The sequence below is a fragment of the Pseudomonas sp. 10C3 genome, assembly GCF_036346185.1.
Lineage (GTDB): Bacteria > Pseudomonadota > Gammaproteobacteria > Pseudomonadales > Pseudomonadaceae > Aquipseudomonas.
On sequence record NZ_JASJVE010000007.1, the window covers coordinates 209823 to 230591 of the forward strand.

At 55.4% G+C, this 20769-nt stretch carries 17 protein-coding genes; 2 read left to right on the forward strand and 15 right to left on the reverse strand.

The window, feature by feature from the left end:
- Positions 1-12: 12 nt before the first annotated feature.
- The 13 genes from QN399_RS09020 to QN399_RS09080 all read right to left on the reverse strand — a co-directional run bounded on the left by QN399_RS09020 (position 13) and on the right by QN399_RS09080 (position 14740).
- The gene (locus QN399_RS09020; protein WP_322178378.1) at positions 13-1230 is read right to left on the reverse strand and encodes a glycosyltransferase family 4 protein; all 1218 of its coding nucleotides are present in this window, start codon (positions 1228-1230) and stop codon (positions 13-15) included.
- Positions 1231-1413: 183 nt separating this feature from the next.
- Entirely contained in the window at positions 1414-2559 is a 1146-nt protein-coding gene (locus QN399_RS09025) for a glycosyltransferase family 1 protein (protein ID WP_322217094.1), read from the reverse strand.
- On the reverse strand, positions 2498-3952 hold the full coding sequence (locus tag QN399_RS09030) for a hypothetical protein (RefSeq protein ID WP_330200849.1): 1455 nt from the start codon (positions 3950-3952) through the stop codon (positions 2498-2500). The genes QN399_RS09025 and QN399_RS09030 overlap by 62 nt, the downstream gene beginning before the upstream one ends.
- A gap of 46 nt (positions 3953-3998) precedes the next feature.
- Entirely contained in the window at positions 3999-5255 is a 1257-nt protein-coding gene (locus QN399_RS09035; RefSeq protein ID WP_322178381.1) for a glycosyltransferase family 4 protein, read from the reverse strand.
- Positions 5252-6253: a glycosyltransferase gene (locus QN399_RS09040; protein ID WP_330200850.1), complete on the reverse strand. Its 1002-nt coding sequence runs from the start codon at positions 6251-6253 to the stop codon at positions 5252-5254. Before QN399_RS09040 ends, QN399_RS09035 begins: the two co-directional genes overlap by 4 nt.
- 50 nt (positions 6254-6303) lie before the next feature.
- Positions 6304-6819 carry a transcription/translation regulatory transformer protein RfaH gene (gene rfaH, locus QN399_RS09045; protein WP_330200851.1) on the reverse strand — a complete coding sequence of 172 codons (516 nt, stop codon included), beginning with the start codon at positions 6817-6819 and terminating at the stop codon, positions 6304-6306.
- 52 nt (positions 6820-6871) lie between these two features.
- The gene (locus QN399_RS09050; protein WP_330200852.1) at positions 6872-7624 is read right to left on the reverse strand and encodes a WbqC family protein; all 753 of its coding nucleotides are present in this window, start codon (positions 7622-7624) and stop codon (positions 6872-6874) included.
- A 34-nt stretch (positions 7625-7658) separates the two neighbouring features.
- Entirely contained in the window at positions 7659-9875 is a 2217-nt protein-coding gene (locus QN399_RS09055; protein WP_322178385.1) for a polysaccharide biosynthesis tyrosine autokinase, read from the reverse strand.
- Positions 9876-10328, reverse strand: coding sequence for a low molecular weight protein-tyrosine-phosphatase (locus QN399_RS09060; RefSeq protein ID WP_322178386.1), 453 nt, complete (start codon positions 10326-10328; stop codon positions 9876-9878).
- Positions 10318-11256, reverse strand: coding sequence for a glycosyltransferase family 2 protein (locus tag QN399_RS09065; protein WP_322178387.1), 939 nt, complete (start codon positions 11254-11256; stop codon positions 10318-10320). Before QN399_RS09065 ends, QN399_RS09060 begins: the two co-directional genes overlap by 11 nt.
- Before the next feature lie 3 nt (positions 11257-11259).
- Positions 11260-12774, reverse strand: coding sequence for an oligosaccharide flippase family protein (locus QN399_RS09070; RefSeq protein ID WP_322178388.1), 1515 nt, complete (start codon positions 12772-12774; stop codon positions 11260-11262).
- Between the two features lie 5 nt (positions 12775-12779).
- Positions 12780-13901: a DegT/DnrJ/EryC1/StrS family aminotransferase gene (locus QN399_RS09075; protein WP_322178389.1), complete on the reverse strand. Its 1122-nt coding sequence runs from the start codon at positions 13899-13901 to the stop codon at positions 12780-12782.
- 77 nt (positions 13902-13978) lie between these two features.
- Positions 13979-14740 carry a hypothetical protein gene (locus tag QN399_RS09080; protein WP_322183077.1) on the reverse strand — a complete coding sequence of 254 codons (762 nt, stop codon included), beginning with the start codon at positions 14738-14740 and terminating at the stop codon, positions 13979-13981.
- Positions 14741-15871: 1131 nt separating this feature from the next.
- Between QN399_RS09080 and QN399_RS09085 the strand changes: the two genes are divergently transcribed.
- Together QN399_RS09085 and QN399_RS09090 are read left to right on the forward strand one after the other, a co-directional pair.
- Positions 15872-17038 carry an aminotransferase class V-fold PLP-dependent enzyme gene (locus QN399_RS09085; protein ID WP_330200853.1) on the forward strand — a complete coding sequence of 389 codons (1167 nt, stop codon included), beginning with the start codon at positions 15872-15874 and terminating at the stop codon, positions 17036-17038.
- A 57-nt stretch (positions 17039-17095) separates the two neighbouring features.
- A complete protein-coding gene (locus tag QN399_RS09090) occupies positions 17096-18904 on the forward strand; it encodes an aminopeptidase P family protein (protein ID WP_330200854.1) in 1809 nt (602 codons plus the stop codon).
- A gap of 247 nt (positions 18905-19151) precedes the next feature.
- Here QN399_RS09090 and QN399_RS09095 read toward each other — a convergent pair whose 3' ends face one another.
- Both QN399_RS09095 and rhtA read right to left on the reverse strand, forming a co-directional pair.
- Positions 19152-19430, reverse strand: a complete 279-nt coding sequence (locus QN399_RS09095) for a hypothetical protein (protein WP_322183079.1) — start codon at positions 19428-19430, stop codon at positions 19152-19154.
- A gap of 186 nt (positions 19431-19616) precedes the next feature.
- Positions 19617-20504 (reverse strand): threonine/homoserine exporter RhtA, encoded by an 888-nt coding sequence (gene rhtA, locus QN399_RS09100; protein WP_322178393.1) that lies wholly within the window; start codon positions 20502-20504, stop codon positions 19617-19619.
- Positions 20505-20769: the final 265 nt, after the last annotated feature.

The following is a 20769-nucleotide window of genomic DNA, read 5'->3' on the forward strand; positions in this document are numbered from 1 at the left end:
ACCTGTGCTCGTTCAGAGTGATTTGATCGGAACTACACGTGCGTGGTGATCGGCGACGGCCACTGGCGGAGTAGATACCGCTGCGCTCGCTGGCCGAGGATGGCGCGAGGTGTGCGCGGCGCTCAAGCGTGCTTCGACGAAGTTTTTGATCTCTTGCTCGAAGCGCTCGCAGGAAAAACGCTCGGCGTTGGTGCGACAGGACTGGGCGCTGATCCGGGGCTTGGCGTTTTCGAATTCGCCGATGGCCGCCACCAGTGCGGATACCGTCTGCTGGTGATAGAACACGCCGGTCGGCATGGGATGGTCGAGACCACAGATGGTTTCAAGCACGCCACCCTTGGCATAGGCGATCACCGGGGTGCCACAGGCTTGCGCTTCTACCGGGCTGATGCCGAAGTCTTCCTCGGCGGCAAAGACAAAGGCCTTGGCGTTGCGCATGTGTTCGAGCAACACGGCAAACGGTTGATAACCCAGCAGGGTCACGTTCGGCGCGTGGATGGCGCGTGCTTTTGCCATTTCTGGACCATCGCCGATCACGATCAGACGTTTGTCCGGCATTGCCGCGAAAGCTTCGATGATCATCGGCATGCGCTTGTAAGGCACCATGCGCGAGGCCGTCAGGTAGTACTCCTGTTTGGTTTCTTGCAGGGTGAACCCCAAGGTGTCCACCGGTGGGTAGATCACTGTCGATTCGCGGCGATAGGCTTTGGAGATGCGCCGACCAATGAAATACGAGTTGGCGATAAAGTCATCGACCCCGGCGGCGGTGCGTTGATCCCACATGCGTATGTAATGCAGAACTATCCGCGCAAGCTTGCCTTTGAAGCCTTTGTTCAGGCCGGCTTCGTGTAGGTACTGGTGTTGCAAGTCCCAGGCGTAGCGGATCGGCGAATGGACATAGCTGATGTGCAACTGATCGGGGCCGCTCAGCACCCCTTTGGCCACGGCATGGCTACTGGAAATGATCAGGTCATAACCGGACAGATCCAGTTGCTCGATGGCCAGCGGCATCAAGGGCAAGTATTTCTGATAATGGGTTTTGGCTTTTGGCAGATTCTGGATGAACGTAGTCTGAGCCTTCTTGCCACCCAAATGGGCGCGATCCTGATCGCTGAGAAAATCGATCACCGAGAACAGATCAGCCTCCGGCCAGGCCTTTATCAGCGCAGCGAGCACGCGCTCGGCGCCAGCGTAGGTCACCAGCCAGTCATGGACGATAGCAATTTTCATTGGATTTTCTCATGTGTGCACACGCCCGGGTTCAGGCTCGGGCAGGCTGCGTCTTGGTGTGACGATTGTTAAGGCGCGTACCGAGTTTGATAAAAGGCAGTTCGACACAGCATCAACACTGATGGGCGCAACAGATTCCGCGAATGACTGATCGCACCCAGCCATAGCAGCAATAGGAATGCTTCAAGACTTGCTGGAAGACGATTTCGCAGGAATGCTCTCGTTAACAGCCTGCTTCGTCGCCGTGTGCCGGGGCAGTTCTGGGGCGCTGGGTTGCGTGAGCACGGCATCGATGCGTTGGGAAACGCGGCGGGCCGAGTCCTCCCAGGAAAACCGTGTCACGTTGTTCAAGCCGCGACGGCGCAGAGATTGACGTAATGAAATATCGGTAAGAATGCGCTCCATGGCCGAGGCAATATGGCCGACGTCCAGGGGGTCGAAGTACAGCGCGCTGGCTTGCAGCACCTCGGGAATCGATGCGGCATTGGCTGCCAGTACCGGGCAACCACAGGCCTGTGCTTCCAGCGGCGGGATGCCGAAGCCCTCATACAGTGAGGGGAATACGAAAGCTGTTGCGCCCTGATATTGTGCTATCAGCTCGGTGTCGCTGAGCCTGCCGAGAAAGTGGATGCGGGGATCGCTGCTGGCCAGACGTTGCAGGCTAGGGTCAGAGAAGATTTCGCTCGCGGCACCGACAATGTGCAATTGCAGATCCTCTTGAGTACGCAATGTCAGGAATGCTTCGATCATGCGACTGAAGTTTTTGTGCGCACTGGGTGAAGACACCGCCAGCAGGTAGTTCTGCTTGTTGGTGAGTGGCGGCCCCGGTTGAAAGTCGTCGCTGACCGCATTGGGTACTACGAAAATCTTGCTCTCGGGGTAATTATAGAACTGTGAAATTTCCCCTTTCGAAAAATTGCTCACGGTCAACAGCGCTTTGATCCGCATCAGCAGGATGGGGGTCATCACCCGATACAGGGTACGAAATGCGCGGGTGTAGCTTTCCGGGTGACGTACGTAAGTGATGTCGTGGTGGGTGGCAATCTGGTTGCCATACATCAGCGGCGCAGTGCTGCACAGTGACACTAGCAATGGGTTGCCCTGGCGACGCAGATACAGCGGCAGGTCCAGTTGTTCCCAGAGGTGACCGCTATTGCGGCCAATGCATTGCACCTCTAGCGCCTTGGCGCTTTCGTGCATTTTAATGCCATGAGGGGCAACAAAGACCACGTCGTCTCGCATCTGCTTGAGCGCCAGACAGGTCTGCTCAGCGAACCGTTGCACACCGCGCAGTTCCTGAGTGAGAAAACGAGCATTGATCACAATCATCGGAGGCGACCTGAGGGGAAGGTTGAAGGGTAAAAATAGGGTCAGTTGCCGGCCATGGCTGTAAGGGCGCGCAATTTACCGGGCTAAAGAGCGGAGGTTTGATGCCCAGGCTGATGATTTTAGGAAAACCGGTTATAGGGAGCAGTGCCGAGCAGCGACTGTCGTCGCATTGCCAGGCAATACCGCTGTCGAAACGGCCCTTTTCGGGCTCGCCGGTGTCAATGATCTGTACATTGCCACGCTGCGCGCTGCTGGCATCTATGTGTATCTGCTGCGGGTTCTCGCCTGCGCTCCAGGCCACCAGTATCTGTTCCGGGCCTTTGGAGAAACGCAGGAGGTAAGTCGAGCCTTCCACTCGGCTTTTTTCCGGCTCATAACTGTATTCGCGTAACGTTGGACTGATTGCCTTGAGGGTCAGGTAGGCCGGCTTGATCGTCATGTCTTGCTCCAGCAGGCCGAAATTCTGTTTCAGATCGCTGCGGTCTTCGCCGTCATTGAGGAGGTCATACCACCACATGCCCTTGATATCCGGCACGGTACGCACCAGAAAGAAGCTGCGGGCGAGGTACGCAGCTTGGGTTTTTTCATCCACGCCGCACTTACCTTCGTTGCTGGGCCAGCCCATTTCAGTCAGGTACAAAGGCACTGGTTTGCCCGCAATCGACCTAAAATTTGCATCCACCTCGCGCAGCCAGGCAATCCAGTGTTCCGGGGTATGGCGCTCGACATTCCGGCAATACACAGACGGATGCAGTGACAGGCCATCCACTTTGGACAGCACATCCGCTTCGAGTAAACGATCAGCGAATCCCAAGTCGATTCCTCTGCTGGTGATAGCGCCCGCCAGGATTTTTACAGGATGGTTTTGCTCTCGAATACGCTGCACAGTTTCATTAATCAAGGCGATGTAATCGGCTGAGGAACCCGCATCGGCTGGGTTCTCTGAGTCCCACTCATTCCATATTTCGAAAAAATCGACGCGGCCCCTCAACTTCCTAGTGACGAAACTTGCATAGTTGCCGAAGGCTGCCCTGACTTGCGGCTCGCGGGGTTTTGCATTGTTGGCGTAAAACGGGTTGCCATAACCCAGTACCAACAGCGGTCCTAATCGATGTTCGTGCGCTTTGCTCAACCAGTCTTTCCAGGCCGGGTCGATATGTAACTGGCCACGCCGGGGTTCAACCGTCGACCAATAGGCTTCGTCACGTACCGAGTCGATCCCAGCGTCGCTGATCAATTTCATGGCGCTGGCCGATGAGTCGTTTTTATTGAGCAGGTGAGTACCAACGCCAACGATGAACGATTCATCACCCATGGCTGCGATGCTGAGAAACAGGCTCGTGAGAAATAACGTCAGTTGCTGGCGTGACGTGGTTAGATTAGGAGTGAGCATGTTTCGTCTCAGTGAAGAAACAACGGTCCGGAGCGGTTGCTCAGGGTCACGGGCCGGGCAATACCGAATGGGACAGGGGTTGATCTTCATGCCGTACGATTTTGTCCAGAAGGGTCTGGGCGAAAATACTTTGATAGCTGTCGAGCATCAGGTCCAAGTTGAGTAGCGAAGCGACGCTCGTACGTGCCTGGCCGCTAAGCCGGCTGAGCAGCTTCGGCTGCTGATGCAAGCGCAGCATGGCCAAACCTAGTGAGTCCGGGTCATCGGGGTTACATAGCAGGCCGTTGAGCCGATCCTGAATGAGCTCGGGCAACCCACCCATACGGCTGGCGATAACCGGCAGTGAATGGGCGCACGCTTCAACGGCGACCATGCCGAAGGGCTCGTTCCAGATGGATGGCACTACAGCCACATCAATCTGGCTGTAGAACTCCGACGGCACTTGGTAACCGACAAAACTGATGTTTGGCGAGGTCACCAACGCCTTGAGCCGCGCTTCATCATTGCGCTGGCCGCGTCCGGCAATCTGTAATGTGGCGTCGAACGGCAGGCGTTGGAATTGGTCGATCAGCCAGTGCACGCCCTTCGCCTCGGACAGCGTGCCCATGTAGCCAAAACGCAGCGGTTCCTTAGTGTTCAGGGCATTGGCGTGCCGAGGCTTTACCGTTGGCGCGGGGAATGGGCTGCTGTTGTGCACGACATAGGCCTTGGCACCCTGGAAATAGCCTTGGCCTTGCAAGGTGTCGAGCATGAAACGACTTACTCCAACCACGGTATCGACCTGGGCCGAGCGCGAGTCATAGCCCTTGCGAAACACTTTGCAGCTGAAGCACTGGCGCTCACAGTTTTTGCCGTTTTTGAACATCGTGCTACTGGGGCAGAGCAGGTACATGTCATGCAATACCTGGACAATAGGTAAGTCAGCTGCGCGGATCTCGTCCCAGGCTGAAACCGACCAACCACTCAGATTGTGGCAGACCACCACATCTGGCTGCTCTGCGCGGATGACATCACGTACATACTCGCGCATGTCGCTGTTATAGCGGTCGCGCATATGCCAGCGTAGTCGACTCAACTGCCCGGGGCGCTGCTCGGTATGGTGCCAATAGAGGTTGCGCAGGCCCGCGCGATAAACCTTGATCTGGTTTAGCGAGTCTTCCCTCAGCCCCGGCTCTGGTGCAGTGGCTAATACCACCACCTTGCAGCCACGTGCTTGCAGGCCTTCCGCAGTGCGCTGCAGGATGATCTCTGCGCCGCCGCCGATATGTGGAGGATAAAGACTGTTGATGAACAGTACTTTCATAGTGGATACGACTGATGTAGCCCTAGCACGCCGGACTCACCGTCGTGAATGGCCTTTTCGATCAGGCTCAAGCGTTGTTCTGCGCCACGTCGTTTGGCGATCACCCGCAGCAGGCGAAAGAACACCCAGCGGTTGAGACTGTACAGCCATGACGATGATGCCCAGATGTTCTTGTCGAACCATGCCTGATTACGCGCGCCGTAATAGGCGCGCAGGTCTGAACCACCCAGCAGGAAGCTTTCATAGATGTTGTTGGTTTTGGCCTTGATGTTCCACGACTCTTCCAGGTCGTCGAGGAGCGCGTCGGGAACCAGGAATATCCGGCCGCCGCCAGCGGTGATACGCCAGGTGTATTCACTGTCATCCGCATACAGCAACAACGCGTCCAGCGGCAGCCCTATTTTTTTATACAGGCTGCGGTGGGCGAGCAAGCCGCCATAGGTCGCGAACGGTAATTGCACCATGGGCATTTGCGACTGCTTGGCCCGAGGATGGCCCCAAGGCAAGCGCCGCCAAATCTTGTAGGGCAACTGGGCGATATGGAAACCGAAGAAGCTCGAGCGTCGCTGAATGGCGAAGCGCTTGGGGACACCAGCGGCGAAGTCTGCCTGATGGGTCGGGCGGAATCCCAATACGGCGGCTTTCTCACGGCCATCAATGCGCTCGCGTTGATACAGGCATTGGTGCAAGGTCGCGATGGCATTGACGGTCGGTGCGTTATCGTCATCCATCAGCCAGATGTAATCGGCACCGGCATCCAGCGCAGCCTTGATACCCACGGAGTAGCCTTTGGCCGAACCGGTGTTGTGCTGCAGGTAAATGATTTGAACCTGGCCGGGCCAGGCCCGAGTCAGGGATTCGAGTGGCGCCACCGACGCATTGCTGACGATGATTACCCGTTCGATCTGGGGGCTGGCCAAGGAGCGACCGACCAGCGTTTGTAGGTAAGACAAGCGATCACCATAGGTGAGTGTCACCAGCGTTGTTTTAGGGGTCATGGTGAGTTCCAGGCGATTAGAAAAAATCGAAGATCTGCGCAAGCGACCTTTCAGACTCGCACTTCCATCCGCGCCAGGCTGCTGATGGGCAGCGTGACCTTTTGTTCACGTTGCAGCAGATTGAGCAGGATCACGGCACGCTCTTCGCCGTCCGCAGTGAGGAAAATCGCTTCAATGTCGCAGAACCCGACGGACTTAATGAGTACGTGCTCGCCCTCTTGAAACTCCGGCTGCGGGGCAGGGGACAACAGTCGTTGGCGAATCTGCTCAATCAGTTCGTCCTGCACCGGCACAGGATGCCCACCGAAGGTGACGATGCGCGCTACCCCGCGCGTTGAGCGGATCGGGTACCAGTTGTCATGCACCTGATCCATGCGGATAAACAGGTAGCCGGGGAATAACTCTTCCTCGCTGACGGCCCGTGGATTGCGCTTCTTCGGCGCCGCTGCTTTGAGTGGGCGATAGCATTCGAACTGCTGACGTTGCAGGTGCTCTTCAGCGCGAGCTTCCTGACGCGGCTTGGTCTGGATTAGATACCAGCGAGCGGGGCTTTCCGTGTAAGACATATGTTTACTCCACTGCAATCCGGGTTTGACTGGGTAGTACAACATCAGGTGTTCAGGCGGTGGCGGCCAAGGCCTTATGTCCATGAGGCGCGGTGCTGTTACTGAGCGAGTAGCACGACAGCAGTTGTTGAACTTGCTCGACACAGTTGAACATCAGTACATCAATGATCGACAGATTGGCTACGAAGGGATCTCTGTATTGCCGATAGCCGATGGGGTCGATTTTGAAGAACTGCAGCGACAGGTCATGTCGCGCAAAATACTCAGGGTCATACAACTCAGCCCCGCCAATGGGATTGAGATAACGCTCGCAAGCAAGATTGCGCACGATTCGTACCACCCGATCCTGTTTGTCGATGGGGGGGCCGATGTCCAAATCAGAGCTACGAAAAATCGGCGTATCAATGTGCAGATAGGCGCACATTTCCCTGATCGAATGTTCGATGTAAAGCGCCAGGTTCTGTTGAGGGAAGTTTATCAATCGCTCCAGTAAGGGCATGACTTGAGCAAAGTACGGAGCCTTGCGATAACTTTGGGTGATCAGGCTTATCAGGCGTTGAGCCTCGTCGGCGAAGTTGTCGCACAGTTCACGCTGGTTGATCGGCAGATCGAATCGATCCCGTTTCAGCGGAAAGGTAATCAGTTTGGCTTCGCCGTTGTAAAGGATGCGGTTGCGGTTGACCCAACCCGACCTGATGTACTGCAAGTCATCGCCAAGGACGAAGACATCGCTTGATGCAATCAGTTGGAAGTAACCCAGGTAGGGAAACAGGTACGGCTGCATCATTGCGAGCGTCTTGGCCATGTTCATCTCCTTGATGTCAGTGATATCCGTGCGTTCACTTTCGAGCGGGACTGTAGTCATATCCATAGGCTGAGCAGTCATAGGCATTGTTCGATGCCTTGCGCAAAACGCCATTGAAAATGGCGCCTTTGATGACCACACCGTTTTGGCCCAGACGGCGTTTGCAGGCTTCGATTTCCTTGACGGTGCTCAGGCCGAAACGGGTGACCAGTAAACAGGTGCCCGCCTGGCGTCCGACCAAGGTGGCGTCGGTCACAGCGAGGATCGGTGGCGTATCGATAATTACCAAGTCATAGAGCGGCGACAAGTCGCTGAGTAGCTTGTTGAAGTTGTCGTGCATCAACAACTCCGACGGGTTGGGTGCAGCAAAACCACAGGAGATAAAGTCCAGATTAGGCACTTCGGTGGCGTTGATCACTTCCCGGCTTGTCAGGCGAGCGGCGAGCGTATCGGACAGACCGTGTTTAGGGTGCAGGCCGAATACCTTGTGCAAATAGCCCTTGCGCATATCAGCGTCGATCAGCAGTACACGCTTACCCGTCTGGGCAATGATCACCGCCAGGTTGCTGGACACGAACGACTTGCCCGAACCGGGTGACGGGCTGGAAATCATCAATACATTGTTACGTGCTTCGAGCATCGCGAAGTGCAGGCTGGTGCGCAGACTGCGCAGCGACTCCACGGCCAACTCGGAGGGTTCGGAGACGCTCAGCAACTTCGATTCCTTGCCCGCGGAACGGCTCTGGTTATGTTTTTCCAGGCGCTCTTGTTTTCGCGAGTACGGCAGCGAGGCATAAACTGGCATGCCCAGGTTTTCGATGATTTCCGGGTTGTCCACGCCGCGATAGAACGCTTGGCGCAGGAATACCACGATGACTGCCACCAATGCGCCAATCAAGGTTGCGATAACCACGATCAGTTTGCGCATGGGCCTGACTGGCTCTTCGACATTGACGTCAGCGTTGTCGATGATGCGTACGTTACCGATGCTGCCGGCGCGAAGGATGTCCTGTTCCTGGCTCTTGTTCAGCAGCAAGGTGTAGGTCTGAGTGGTGACTTGCATGTCGCGCGTCAAGCGCAGCAACTCTTGCTGGGTGACAGGCAACGCCTGGATTTTTTTCAACAGGCCTTGTTTCTGTGCTTCAAGTTGACCCATCTGAGTCATCAGCGCGCGGTAGGTAGGGTGTTCGCGGGTGTACAGCCGTTCAACCTCGACCCTTTTGAGTTTCAGTTCGGAGAGCATGGAGTCGAGGTTGACTACTTGGTCGAGCACTGATTTGGTTTCGATGCTCAGGTCCACCGATTTTGCGCTGGCCTGGAAAGCGTTCAGGGCTTGCTCTGATTGCTCAAGCTGCTTACGTACCAGCGGCAGTTGCGAGCGCAGAAACTCCAGGCGCTGTGCGGCTTCGGCAGAGCTGCGTTCAACGTTCTGGCGCACGTACAGGTGGCTGACTTCATCGAGGATAATCTTGGCCTGTATGGGGTTGGTGTCCTGAATGGACAGGTAAATGATCCCTGAATCCTTGCCGGCTTCATTGATGGTCAGGCGGCCCTGATATTCCAGTGCGCTGGTCAGCGTGCGCTCTTTGGTCAGCTTGAACTCAGTGCCGGGGCGAGCCTTAAGCGTGGCCACCTGGATTTTTACGCCATTGCCTTCGACGGTCTGATTGGTCTGGCCCTTGAGCAGCAGCTTGCTTTTTTTGTCATACAGCGAGAACGCGTCTGCTCCGTCGGCCACCAGTGTCATCGGTTCGCCGAGCAGTGCGTCAGGAACTTCCAGCTGGAAGACGCTGATTTGTTCGCCCCCCCACGCGTAGTTCTTCAGGCCGAACAAGGGTTCAGCGAAGCTGCCTTCGGTTAGCGGTTTGTAAGTTCGGGCCATGTATGCGCCGAACACAGGGAAGTACCGTGGCTTCTGGATAATGTTGAGCTTGAGGTCTTCGACCACACGGCCGAGCACGGCCCGCGACTTGATCAGCTCGATCTCGGTAGTGGCCTGAGACACAGACATAGGCTTGCCGCTGACTTCGGTAGTCGCTTCAATGCCGATTTTTTTAGGCTCGATTTGAATCATCGCAGCGGCTTGATAGGCCGGTGTCGCGAGCAGGGCGTAGGCCACGCCGATCAGGCAAAAAAAGCTGATGATCGAGGCGATCAGACCCTTGTGATCAAATAATGTGCGCAAGATAGTTGCCAAATCGATCCGGGTGTCCTGGTAATAGTCCAGGGAAGAGCGGTTCATAGCGGTCATTTATCTTGTTACTCCTGACTGTAGGTAAGGGAGCCAGTCATCGACACAACGCGAAAGGTGCTCGAAGGTCTGTTCGAAGGCTAGTTTCGGGCGCCGGTAGGGGTCGGCTATTTCCAGCTCGTGTTGCCATTTGCCAATCAAAAACACTTTGCCGCGCGCTTCTGGAGCCAGTTTCAAAATACTTTGCATCTGCGCCTGTTCCATGAGCAGGATCAGCTCGGCCTGGCGCAACATCTGTCGGTCGACCTGACGCGCCTCATGGCGGTGAGCAGGCACTTGATGCGTCTTCAGGACTTCGCGGGCCAGAGGGTCCATCGGCGCGCAAAGCATTGCGTGAATCCCTGCCGATGAAATCTGCACACCGGATGCCTGCACGCGTTGGCGGAACATCGCCTCAGCCATCGGGCTGCGGCAGATATTGCCGACGCAGATCACTAACAGGTTATTGAACATGACCTTTGCTGCCCGACAGCATCAGCCACAGACGTTTGTTTAGATTGACGCTGACGTTACGTGCCACCAGCAGCAACGCGTGTAGTTTGTTCAGCGGCCTTATGGCCGACAGCGACAAACCAAACACCTGAATCAGAAAGTATTCATACAATTCCTGATTGCCAATACGGTTGTAGTAGTTGGCCAGGCTGGTGCATGTCTGCAGGCTCATGTGCAATTTCCGTTTGTGCGATCGCATGGAGAAAACTCCACCCGGATGCAGGCGGTACATGGCAGGCTTGATCTCGGCGAGGAATTTACCTTTGCCAAATGCGCCGAGCAGCGACCACCAACACAGGTCGTTGAGTGGCGCGAGGAGCAACTCTGGCGGCAGCTTGAAAAAGACATTACGAAAGCACACGGTCAGCGTTGAAATCGGTCGGGCCTTTTGCAGTTCGATGGCGCTGGCGTCGCGACGTAATTCGCCCTGTAACTGGATGCCTCGCTCACCATCGTGGTCGAAGGACATGGCGTCGTGATAGGTCAGTGCGTAATCCGGATGACTCTCGAGGAAGTCCACTTGGATTTGAAGTTTGCGTGGGTCGGTCCAGTAGTCGTCGGCCTCGCAATAAGCGATGTAGCGTCCACGCGCTTCCTTGAACAGTGCCGGTACGCAGGGATTGCCTTGCTGGTACTGATTAACGTCTTGATAAAACGGCCTGATGATTCCTGGATAACGTTCGGCATACTCGGCGATGACGCGCGCAGTGCCATCGGTGGACGCATCGTCGTTGATCAGGATTTCGAAAGGAAAATTCGTTTGTTGTGCCAGAAAGCTTTCTAGCGTCTGGGCGATAAACGCCTCCTGGTTATAGGCGGGGCAGACGATGCTCAACAGCGGCTCGGGAGCGCGCGGCTCAGTGGTGGCATTTTGCGAGGTGGCATCCATGGCTCAAGTACTCGGTTTGCTGAACAAAATGAAAATCTTCACGGCCAGAGGCTTATAGCTTGCTGCCACCAGCGTCAGGGTTACCAGACCACACACCGCCAAGCCCATGAACGTCGTGATGCGGTCATCACCTGCAATCATGCGAAACAGCGGTTCGCTGATAACAATCCCGATCGCGGTCATCAGGCTGATACGCAAAATATCGTGTAGCCATCGGCCATTAATGCCTGGTGCCAATCGGTTGTGCACGATCGGTGGCCAGATCAGGAAAGACACTAGGCGCAGAGCGAACCAGGCCACTGCTGCGCCGTAGGCGCCTTGATAATGGATGGCCAGAAGCATCACCGGCACGGTCACTACGGCTGACACCACGCTGTACCAAACATGCAACTCGATCTTTCCATGGGCGTATTGTAGGTAAAACTGGAAGGCACTGGCGGCCATGATCGCGCTGCCCAATGAGTACCAGAGGAGTATCGAATGGCTCCATTGGGCAGCAACGTGGTCACCGGTCCAAGCGTAAATCAGCGGTTCGGCGTGCACCCCGATCACCGCAGCCAGTGGAAACAGAACGGTGCACACGAATCGGTTGGCGGATAGAAACAGAGCATGCATATCGTCCTGACGGCCTTCTGCCATCAGTACAGTCAAGCGGGGTAATAGCGTTTGCGCCAGTGGGTTGGCCAACATCAGGATGCCGGTGCTGATAAGTGCTACCAGCGAGAAATAACCGTACTCTTTGAGCAGCAGCATTTCCGAGAGCAACACCTTGTCTATCTGAGTCAAGACGATCCACAACACGGTTGTCAGGGACATGCTGGCCGCAAACGGAATGATCGGCTTGACCAGTGCCCAGTTGAAACCGCTCAACAGATGCGGGGTTGGCATTTGCTGGTAGGCCCGGGCCGCGAAGATCAAGGTTTCGATCAATCCCACCAGCACCTGGAATTCGAAAAAGTCCCGAGGGTCGTTCGAAATGGAACTGACCAGTAGCAACCCGCCGAAATAGCGCAGGGTGGCAATGATCACATTGGCGATGTTTAGCCACGCGTGTTGTTCCAAACCTTGTATGCCGCTTTTGTAGAGCGTCGAATACAGGCGCAAGGCGATGATCAGCCCCATCATGCTGATACAGCTGATAAGGGTTTGGTGATCCAAGACCTGAGCGTTGAGCCATTTCACTGCAATCCATGGGCTGGCCGCGTAAATCACCACGCAGCACAGTACTGCCAGTGGCACGAAGATAATCTCGAACGAGCGCAGCAAATGCCCCGCGTTTCGTTCTTCAGTCGGCAAACTCTGCTGGTGCGCAACAGCACGAACCAGGCTGGGTGACATCCCTGCATCAAGTAGCTGTAGCCATGCCTGCATGACGGAAAAGAAACCGATCAGGCCATACGCTTCGGCCCCTAGATGGCCGAGGTAGAACGGCATTATCAGAATGCCAACCAGCAGCGCGTAGGCCTGTCCGGCATAGCTCAAGGTGGTGTTTCTGATGACGGAAAGTTTTCTCGGCATGGCGTTTAGATAACCTGAGCGAAGGCCGTATCTTTAAAGCTGATCGGGCCAAGACTGCATTCAGTGATAAGGGTGTCGATGATCTTGTCTTGGTCATCGTGTGCCAGCCCCGGATAGATCGGCAGGCAAAGTACGCGCTGGCTCAAGGCTCGCGAAGCGCTCTGGGCGGCTTGGGGCTGCAGGTATTCGAGGGTGTCCAGAGACGGGTAGAAATAACGCCGAGGGTTGATGCCTTTATTGTTAAGGGCTGTCCGCACCCGTAATAGTTGTTGTTCACTGTGTAGGCCGATGGGGAAGTAGCTGTTGTTAAGCTCGCTATTGGGTGTGGCTTGTTGAAAATCCACGTAATCGCCCAGCCGAGACTGATAACGATGAGCGATTTCAGCACGCTGTTCGAAGATGCTGTCGATGTCGTCGAGAATGCACAGCCCCATGGCCGCCGAAAACTCGTTGAGTTTGGCGTTAATCCCTAGGCCGTCGATTTTGTCGGTGTCGGCGATGCCGAAGTTGCACAGCAGGTACACACGCCGGGCCAGCTCGTCATCGTTGGTGATGATCGCTCCACCCTCAATGGTATGGAATAACTTGGTCGCATGAAAACTGAGTGTGCTGATGTCGCCCCACGTGAGCACCGACTGACCGGCATGACGAACCCCGAATGCATGGGCACCGTCGTAGACGGTTTTTAGTTGGTGTTTACGCGCAATTTGCTCGATGCGTTCGACCGCACAAGGGTTGCCAAACACATGCGTACCCACGATCGCCGTGGTATCGGAAACGATCCTGCTTTCGATGTGGTCGGGGGAGATGTTCCAGGTGCGCGAGTCAATGTCGGCGAAGATCGGCCGAATACCTTCCCACTGTAACGAACTGCTGGTCGCTACAAAGCTGAACGGTGTAGTCACAGCGCTGCCGCTCAGACCCAGTGCGCGATAAGCGACCTGCAGGGCCAGCGTGCCATTATTGGTCAGCAGCACATGTTTAACGCCCAAAAAAGCCTTGAGGCGCTCCTGCAACTCGCACACCAAGGGACCATGATTGGTTAGCCAGCCCCGTGCGTAGATGCCTTCTACATAGGTTTTGAACTTGTTGATGTCTCCGAGGTAGGTCTTGGTCACGTTGATCATCGAAGCCTCCATGTCTGACGCTGAATAGTGATAGCGAGCATTGAAGTACTGAACTAACCGAGCGTTGATGTGGGCGGCTAACTGCCTGTTTTTCGGCTGACCAACCGGGCTCGACGTTGGTTGATTTTAAGAATGATTCGTGTGGCAAGGCTGCCCGCATGAGGATCGCCATAATGAAAGATGGCGGTCGCACGTTTCAGGTCGGGGCCGACAGTACGGTTTGCATGCAGCGAGCGATAACCCCAGAAGAAATAGATGCTGCCCGGCTCCAACTGCAATGTGGTGGGCTTGAACCAGCCGCGTTGCATTGCCAGGCACATCAACGTGCGACTGAAACGATTTTGCAGCAGCGCTTTTTCAATAACATTGAGGACCACGCTCGAGCGCACGGTTCGTAAGTTAGGAAACAGAACTAAATCTCCGCGCTCTTCACCGTCTTGCGGAATAAAGATGGGAACCAGTGCGGTCACTAGACTGGCGTCGTAATGAAAGCAATTGGACTCCCGTTGTCCCTCGTTCCCTTGTACACAGCGAAGGACCGGAAAAATCTGGTCACTGATGGCCTGTTTGTTTGCGGCTTCGCGATACAACCTGGCCAGCAATGCCTTGAACCGGGGGTCGGCCCAGATATTCACCAGCAGGCTGCCAGCTAATGCCTGTTCGCCGTGATAGGCAAAATACTCGCCGGGATGGAGGTTCGCGTGGTGGTCGGTGTAGGTGCGCAGCTGTTGTAGATCGGCTTCGCTGACGACACCTCTCAGTTGGGCAAAGCCATTGGTATCAATCTCATTGGCCAGCTTTTTTACGTGCGGCTCATCAATGTCAAAAGATAAAGGCATCGCTTCAGGCTCTTTATAGGTAAGTAAGTGAGCGGGACGGCCATCCGGTGCAGCTGCCATTGCTGAGGGGCATGCATTACAAACAAACACCTTCACATCACATCGTTTAAACACGCTACCGCCCGAATCTGCTGATCCCGCCGCGGCCTGGTGACTGAATAACAATGTTTAAACGTTCGTTTAAACGTTCACGCTGTAACTTAGACGAGCGGTCGAAGTAAACCCTCAGGCAATGCTACCGCCCGACCGAGCACGCTCAGTAAAAAAACAAGTGTTCAATTAGTTAACGGACTCCCACAGGCGCAAGAAACTGCACCGTGCCTAAAACTAATTTTGTGTGGGCAGAACTGTAGAACGTGTTGGCTTGACGCGTTGCGCGCTCTGCTCTTTGACAGGGCTGCATTGGCAACGAATCGTCTGACAGACATATATATCGACGGCGGCGTCCTTTCTGTCAAATTATTTCGTCAAGAAACTGTTAAATTTTTGATAAACGGTTTTGTTGTGATTATAAGCTATTGATTTTATTAAGAGTCAAAAAACAATCGCCTGCACCGCTTAGGTGCTGCGACGTTTTTTAGACGCATAAGAAAGGCGGGAATAATGCAATTAATCACGGTGAAGTCTGGGCAAGTAATCACCGGTCCGCTGTGAGTGTAGTTGGCTTTTATTAAAGGACACAAACTGCTCGAATGAGTGCATTGGCACTGTTGTAACTATGGTGTTGAGTGGTTTTTGCTGGGCGCGGTTTTTGAAAGTTGAGCGGGTCGATTCCTGGTCTCCGCAGAGGGGGTTCACTTTTTATCAGTTGAATGTGGCGGTTTAGGACTCAACTGCCAGCAGACGTAGAAATAACCCTTATGTCTAGTAGGGCTATTTGATAAAAGACGAGTATCGTCCATGACGCTGATCACCTTGAGCCGACAGGCAAGGATGAGCCCGGATCAGTGGGGTAAGCGTGCTTGGGTTAGGGTGATATTTTTTATATGCATTTCAGGAATATATAAATAATAATTAATAATTTTTTGATCTATTTAAAATCAGGCACTATCAAGCTTTCGACGCTTCGACGCTTCGACATCACGCAAACATTCCAGCGTTCTGGGTTGTGCGCCTCAGAGTTATCTGTCTATGAAAAGCCTTCCGCTGTATTTCGATTACGCCGCTACCACACCTGTGGATGAGCGTGTCATTAAGGTCATGGTCGAGTGTCTGGGCCGATCCGGGAATTTTGGTAATCCTGCATCCAGCTCCCATCTATATGGTCAGCAGGCCCGGCAAGCTGTCGAACAGGCCCGTCAACAGATTGCCGATCTTGTCGGCGCAAAGGCCACGCAAATAGTCTGGACGTCCGGTGCGACCGAGTCGAACAACCTGGCGCTCAAGGGCGTTGCACAGGCTCGAGTGCAGCGGGGTGGGCATATCATCACCAGCCAGCTTGAGCACAAGGCGATTCTCGATACGGCGCAGCAATTGCAGGCGGCTGGCTACGAGGTGACTTACTTGGCGCCGGATGCTCAGGGTTTGATCGCTCCTGCAGTTGTCAGCGCCGCGCTTCGAGAGGACACCTTTCTGGTGTCCCTGATGTTGGTCAATAACGAGTTGGGCACGCTCAACGATATTGCAGCCATAGGCCAACTCGTCCGTGAGCACGGCGCGCTGTTCCATGTCGATGCCGCTCAAGGTGCTGGCAAAGTAAGCATTGATCTGGCCGCGCTGGCGGTTGATCTGATGTCGTTCTCCGCACACAAAGTCTACGGTCCAAAAGGTATTGGTGCGCTCTATGTCGGGCCGCGTGCCGACCAGCGCTTGCAGGCTCAGATCCATGGTGGCGGACACGAAGGGGGGCTGCGTTCGGGCACGCTGGCCACCCATCAAATTGCGGGCATGGGTGCTGCTTTCGCTTTGGCTGCCGAAGTGTTTGAGCATGAGACTGCTCAGATCGAGCGTCTGCAATTGCGCTTGCGGCAGCAACTGGCCGAGATTCCGGGCTTGCGCGTCAATGGCTGCCCTACCCAGCGGGTCGCGCACACCCTGAGCCTGACCTTTGGCAAAGGCGATCTGAATCTGGATGCACTGAGCAGTGACTTGGCCTTTTCGTCCACGTCAGCCTGTAACTCGGCAAAAAATGCACCGTCGCATGTGCTTCTTGCCCTTGGTCACGATGTGCAGTCTGCGCGTCAGACCATTCGCTTGAGCCTCGGGCGCTTCACCACGGAGGACGATGTTGACCGTGCCGTCCGGTTGATCAAGGCCTCATTGACCGAGCCTGCCTTCTGGGCAGTTGCTCAGCCGTGAGTGCTGCTCCATTATCTGAGCCGGAACATGCCAATTGCCGGTTCAGCGGGAGAGTCAATGAGTACGCAGTCGAAAACCAACGGAGTGGTCGCCGAACGTTTGGCGCAAGTGCGCGCCCTGATGAGCCGGGAGCGTATCGATGCTTACCTGGTGCCGTCGGCGGATCCACACCTTTCTGAATACCTGCCGGGCTATTGGCAGGGCCGGCAGTGGCTTTCGGGTTTCCATGGCTCGGTCGGTACCCTGATCATCACCCAGAGTTTTGCGGGTTTGTGGGCCGACAGCCGTTATTGGGAGCAAGCCACTAAAGAGCTGGCGGGCAGTGGCATCGAGTTGGTGAAATTGATGTCGGGCCAGCCTGGGCCGCTGGATTGGCTGGCTGAAAAGGCCACGAGCAAAAGTGTTGTCGCCGTGGACGGTGCCGTGCTGGCGGTTGCTTCGGCGCGTACGCTCGCGGCCAGGTTATATGAGCGTGGCGCTAGTTTGCGGACGGATTTTGATCTGCTCACAGAACTATGGCTCGACCGTCCTGGGTTGCCGACCAATGCCATTTATCAGCATTTACCACCTCAGGCGAGCGTGAGTCGAGGCGACAAACTGGCCAAATTACGTCAGGCGTTGCAAGAGCGCGGTGCGGATTGGCATTTCATAGCGACCCTAGATGACATCGCCTGGCTGTTCAATCTGCGCGGTGCCGATGTTTCCTATAATCCTGTGTTCATCTCCTTTGCCTTGATTGGTCCTCAACGGATCAGTCTGTTTGTCGACTCCGTCAAAGTTGATGCTGAGCTGCGCCAGGCACTGGAGGGGGAGGGCATCACACTCGTCGAATACACCAACGTTGCCTCGGCGTTGCGTGATGTACCGGCCGATGCACGGCTACTGATTGACCCGACGCGTGTCACCTGTGGCTTGCTGGATCACCTTAAAGCCGAGGTGAGACTGGTTGAAGGGCTCAACCCGACAACGTTGTTCAAGTCGCAAAAAAGCGATGCCGATGTTCAACACATCCGTCAGGCCATGGAACAGGATGGTGCTGCACTTTGTGAGTTCTTTGCCTGGCAGGAAACGACGCAGGGAAAGGAGCCGGTCAGTGAGTTGTCCGTTGATCTTCATTTAGGTCAGGCTCGCGCCCGTCGTCCGGGCTATGTCTCACCAAGCTTCGCCACCATTGCGGGTTTCAATGCCAATGGGGCCATGCCGCATTATCGTGCCACCGAGCGCGAGCATGCGCAGATTGAAGGTGATGGCCTGCTGCTGATCGATTCGGGCGGTCAATACCTGGGTGGCACTACGGACATCACGCGGATGGTGCCCATCGGAACACCCAGCACCGAGCAAAAACGTGATTGCACGCGTGTACTCAAGGGCGTGATCGCGCTGTCTCGGGCACATTTCCCGCGCGGGATCGCTTCACCGTTGCTGGATGCTATCGCTCGAGCGCCGATCTGGGCTGAGGGCATCGATTATGGTCACGGCACCGGGCATGGTGTCGGGTATTTCCTCAATGTGCACGAGGGACCGCAAGTTATCGCCTATCAAGCCGTTGCAGCACCGCAAACGGCGATGCTGCCGGGCATGATCACCTCTATTGAACCGGGCACGTACCGTCCTGGTCGCTGGGGGGTGCGCATCGAAAACCTGGTGCTCGCGGTTGATGCCGGGAAAACCGAATTTGGTGAGTTTCTCAAATTCGAAACCCTGACCCTGTGCCCTATTGATACCCGTTGTCTTGAGGTTTCCTTGCTGGCCCAAGACGAGCGTGACTGGCTAAATGCCTACCATGCTCAGGTCAACAAGCGTCTCAGCCCATTGCTGCAAGGGCCAGCTCTGGAGTGGTTGCGTACACGCACCGTCGCGGTCTAACCCGTCGATTGCGCTGCCGGCTCATACCTGCGGCGCAGCGGCGAAGGCTTCGACCCTATAGTCGACCGTGCGAGTTCGGTTGTGGCTGAAAGCCCGGCGCGGGCCGCGCTGTCGCAATGCATCGGTGCATAGGTGGTTGCGAGAATGCTGTCTACTCCCCGGATTCAACAGCAAGTTCTCGATGTCAGTCACGATTGGCTGGTCCGGCAAATCGATGCGCAAGGGGTGAGCGAATAAGCGAATAGAGCTACTTGCAGATGATGATCATGCTGCGGCTGGTATAGCCCGCTGGGTTGAGACCAAAAGGGTAATCACCTGGATCTTCCACAGCGTCGCCGGATTTGGCGATGAGTTTATAGCCTTTCGCGTCGCATGAGCTGGCCGCCAGTTCATAGCATTTGTCCCAGGAAGAGGTGAGTCCGGAGCAGTTGATATGAAGTCCGCGTTTGCCGATCTTCACCGGTTTGTAGGTCGCTGCACAGCCAACGAGCGCCAGTAATGCCAAGACGATCACTATGTGTTTCATTTCTTTCCTTACCTGGCGAATGCATGAATGCCAGCGCTTTGCTCTAAATTCACGTGTGTGCATGACCGGTGCCGGTGACGTCCAGGTCTGGATGAAGCTCCAAGGGTAATAGCGGTTACGGAGCTCAACATGGCTCAACCTCGTTACAAATGCTAGAGACGTTTTATATCTGCCCCGAAAGCGGGGTCAGTCAGCGGGTACCAACGCTGGTCGTTTTGGGCGCATGGTCAGTGTCGCACCCACCGAAGCCAGAATGATTGAGCCAATGGCTAGCCACTGCGTCAGCGTAAGGCTTTCATGCAGGAAAAGTAGTCCGGACAGTGCCCCAAACGCGGGTTCGATACTCATTAATGTGCTGAAGGTTCGGGCGGGCAAGCGCGTCAACGCCATCATCTCCAGGCTGTAGGGCAAGGCGGTCGACAGAATTGCCACGCCTAACGCGGTCGTGAGCAACGCCGGGTTGAGCAATGCCGAGCCTGCGTGCACGATCCCGATAGGCGCAATGAATATCGCCGCAATCAATACGCCTAGCGCTGCGGTCTGAATGCCGTTGTCCGCACCAGCTTTTTGGCCGGACACGATATACATCGCCCAGCAGACCCCTGCGCCGAGTGCGTAGCCTATCCCGGTCAGGTCGATATTCGCGCCGCTCTCCCCGGTCGGTATGAGCAGCAGCAAGCCTGTGACAGCCAGGATTATCCAGACAAAGTCAATTGCCCTGCGCGAAGAGAGGAGAGCCACGGTCAATGGTCCTGTGAACTCAAGCGCGACGGCGATCCCAAGTGGCACGGTGCGTAAGGACATATAGAAGAGGAAGTTCATGCCGCCCAGCGCGATGCCATAGATGATGACGGTGCGCAATGACTTGGCGGTCAACGTCGCTCGCCAAGGACGCAGGACCAGCAACAGAATCAGACTGGCAAAAACCAGCCTCAAGGTGGTGGTGCCTTGTGCTCCTATTAGAGGAAACATGCTCTTGGCCAACGATGCGCCGGATTGGACCGAGGCCATTGCTATAAGTAGCAGGCCCACCGGGAAGAGAATCGAGCCTAGGCTGCGGTGCTGGTCGGTCATTACGGTTTAATCGTCCACGGTCATCTGAATAGGGGGGGGGCAAGATTAGTAGCGGAGCCTATATTGCTCAGGGGTGTGCGTCAGCTATATATAGAAGGCAGCTTTAGGGTCAGTCACCAGCATTTATGGGGACGTTTTACCAATGTGACAGGTTTGTGAAAATAGGTGTTGACGCCCCAGCTAATCTCTCTATAATTCGCACCTCTTCCGGAGCAGATGAAACGGAAAACTCCTTGTAAATCAAAGAGTTATCCAGAGTAAGCGG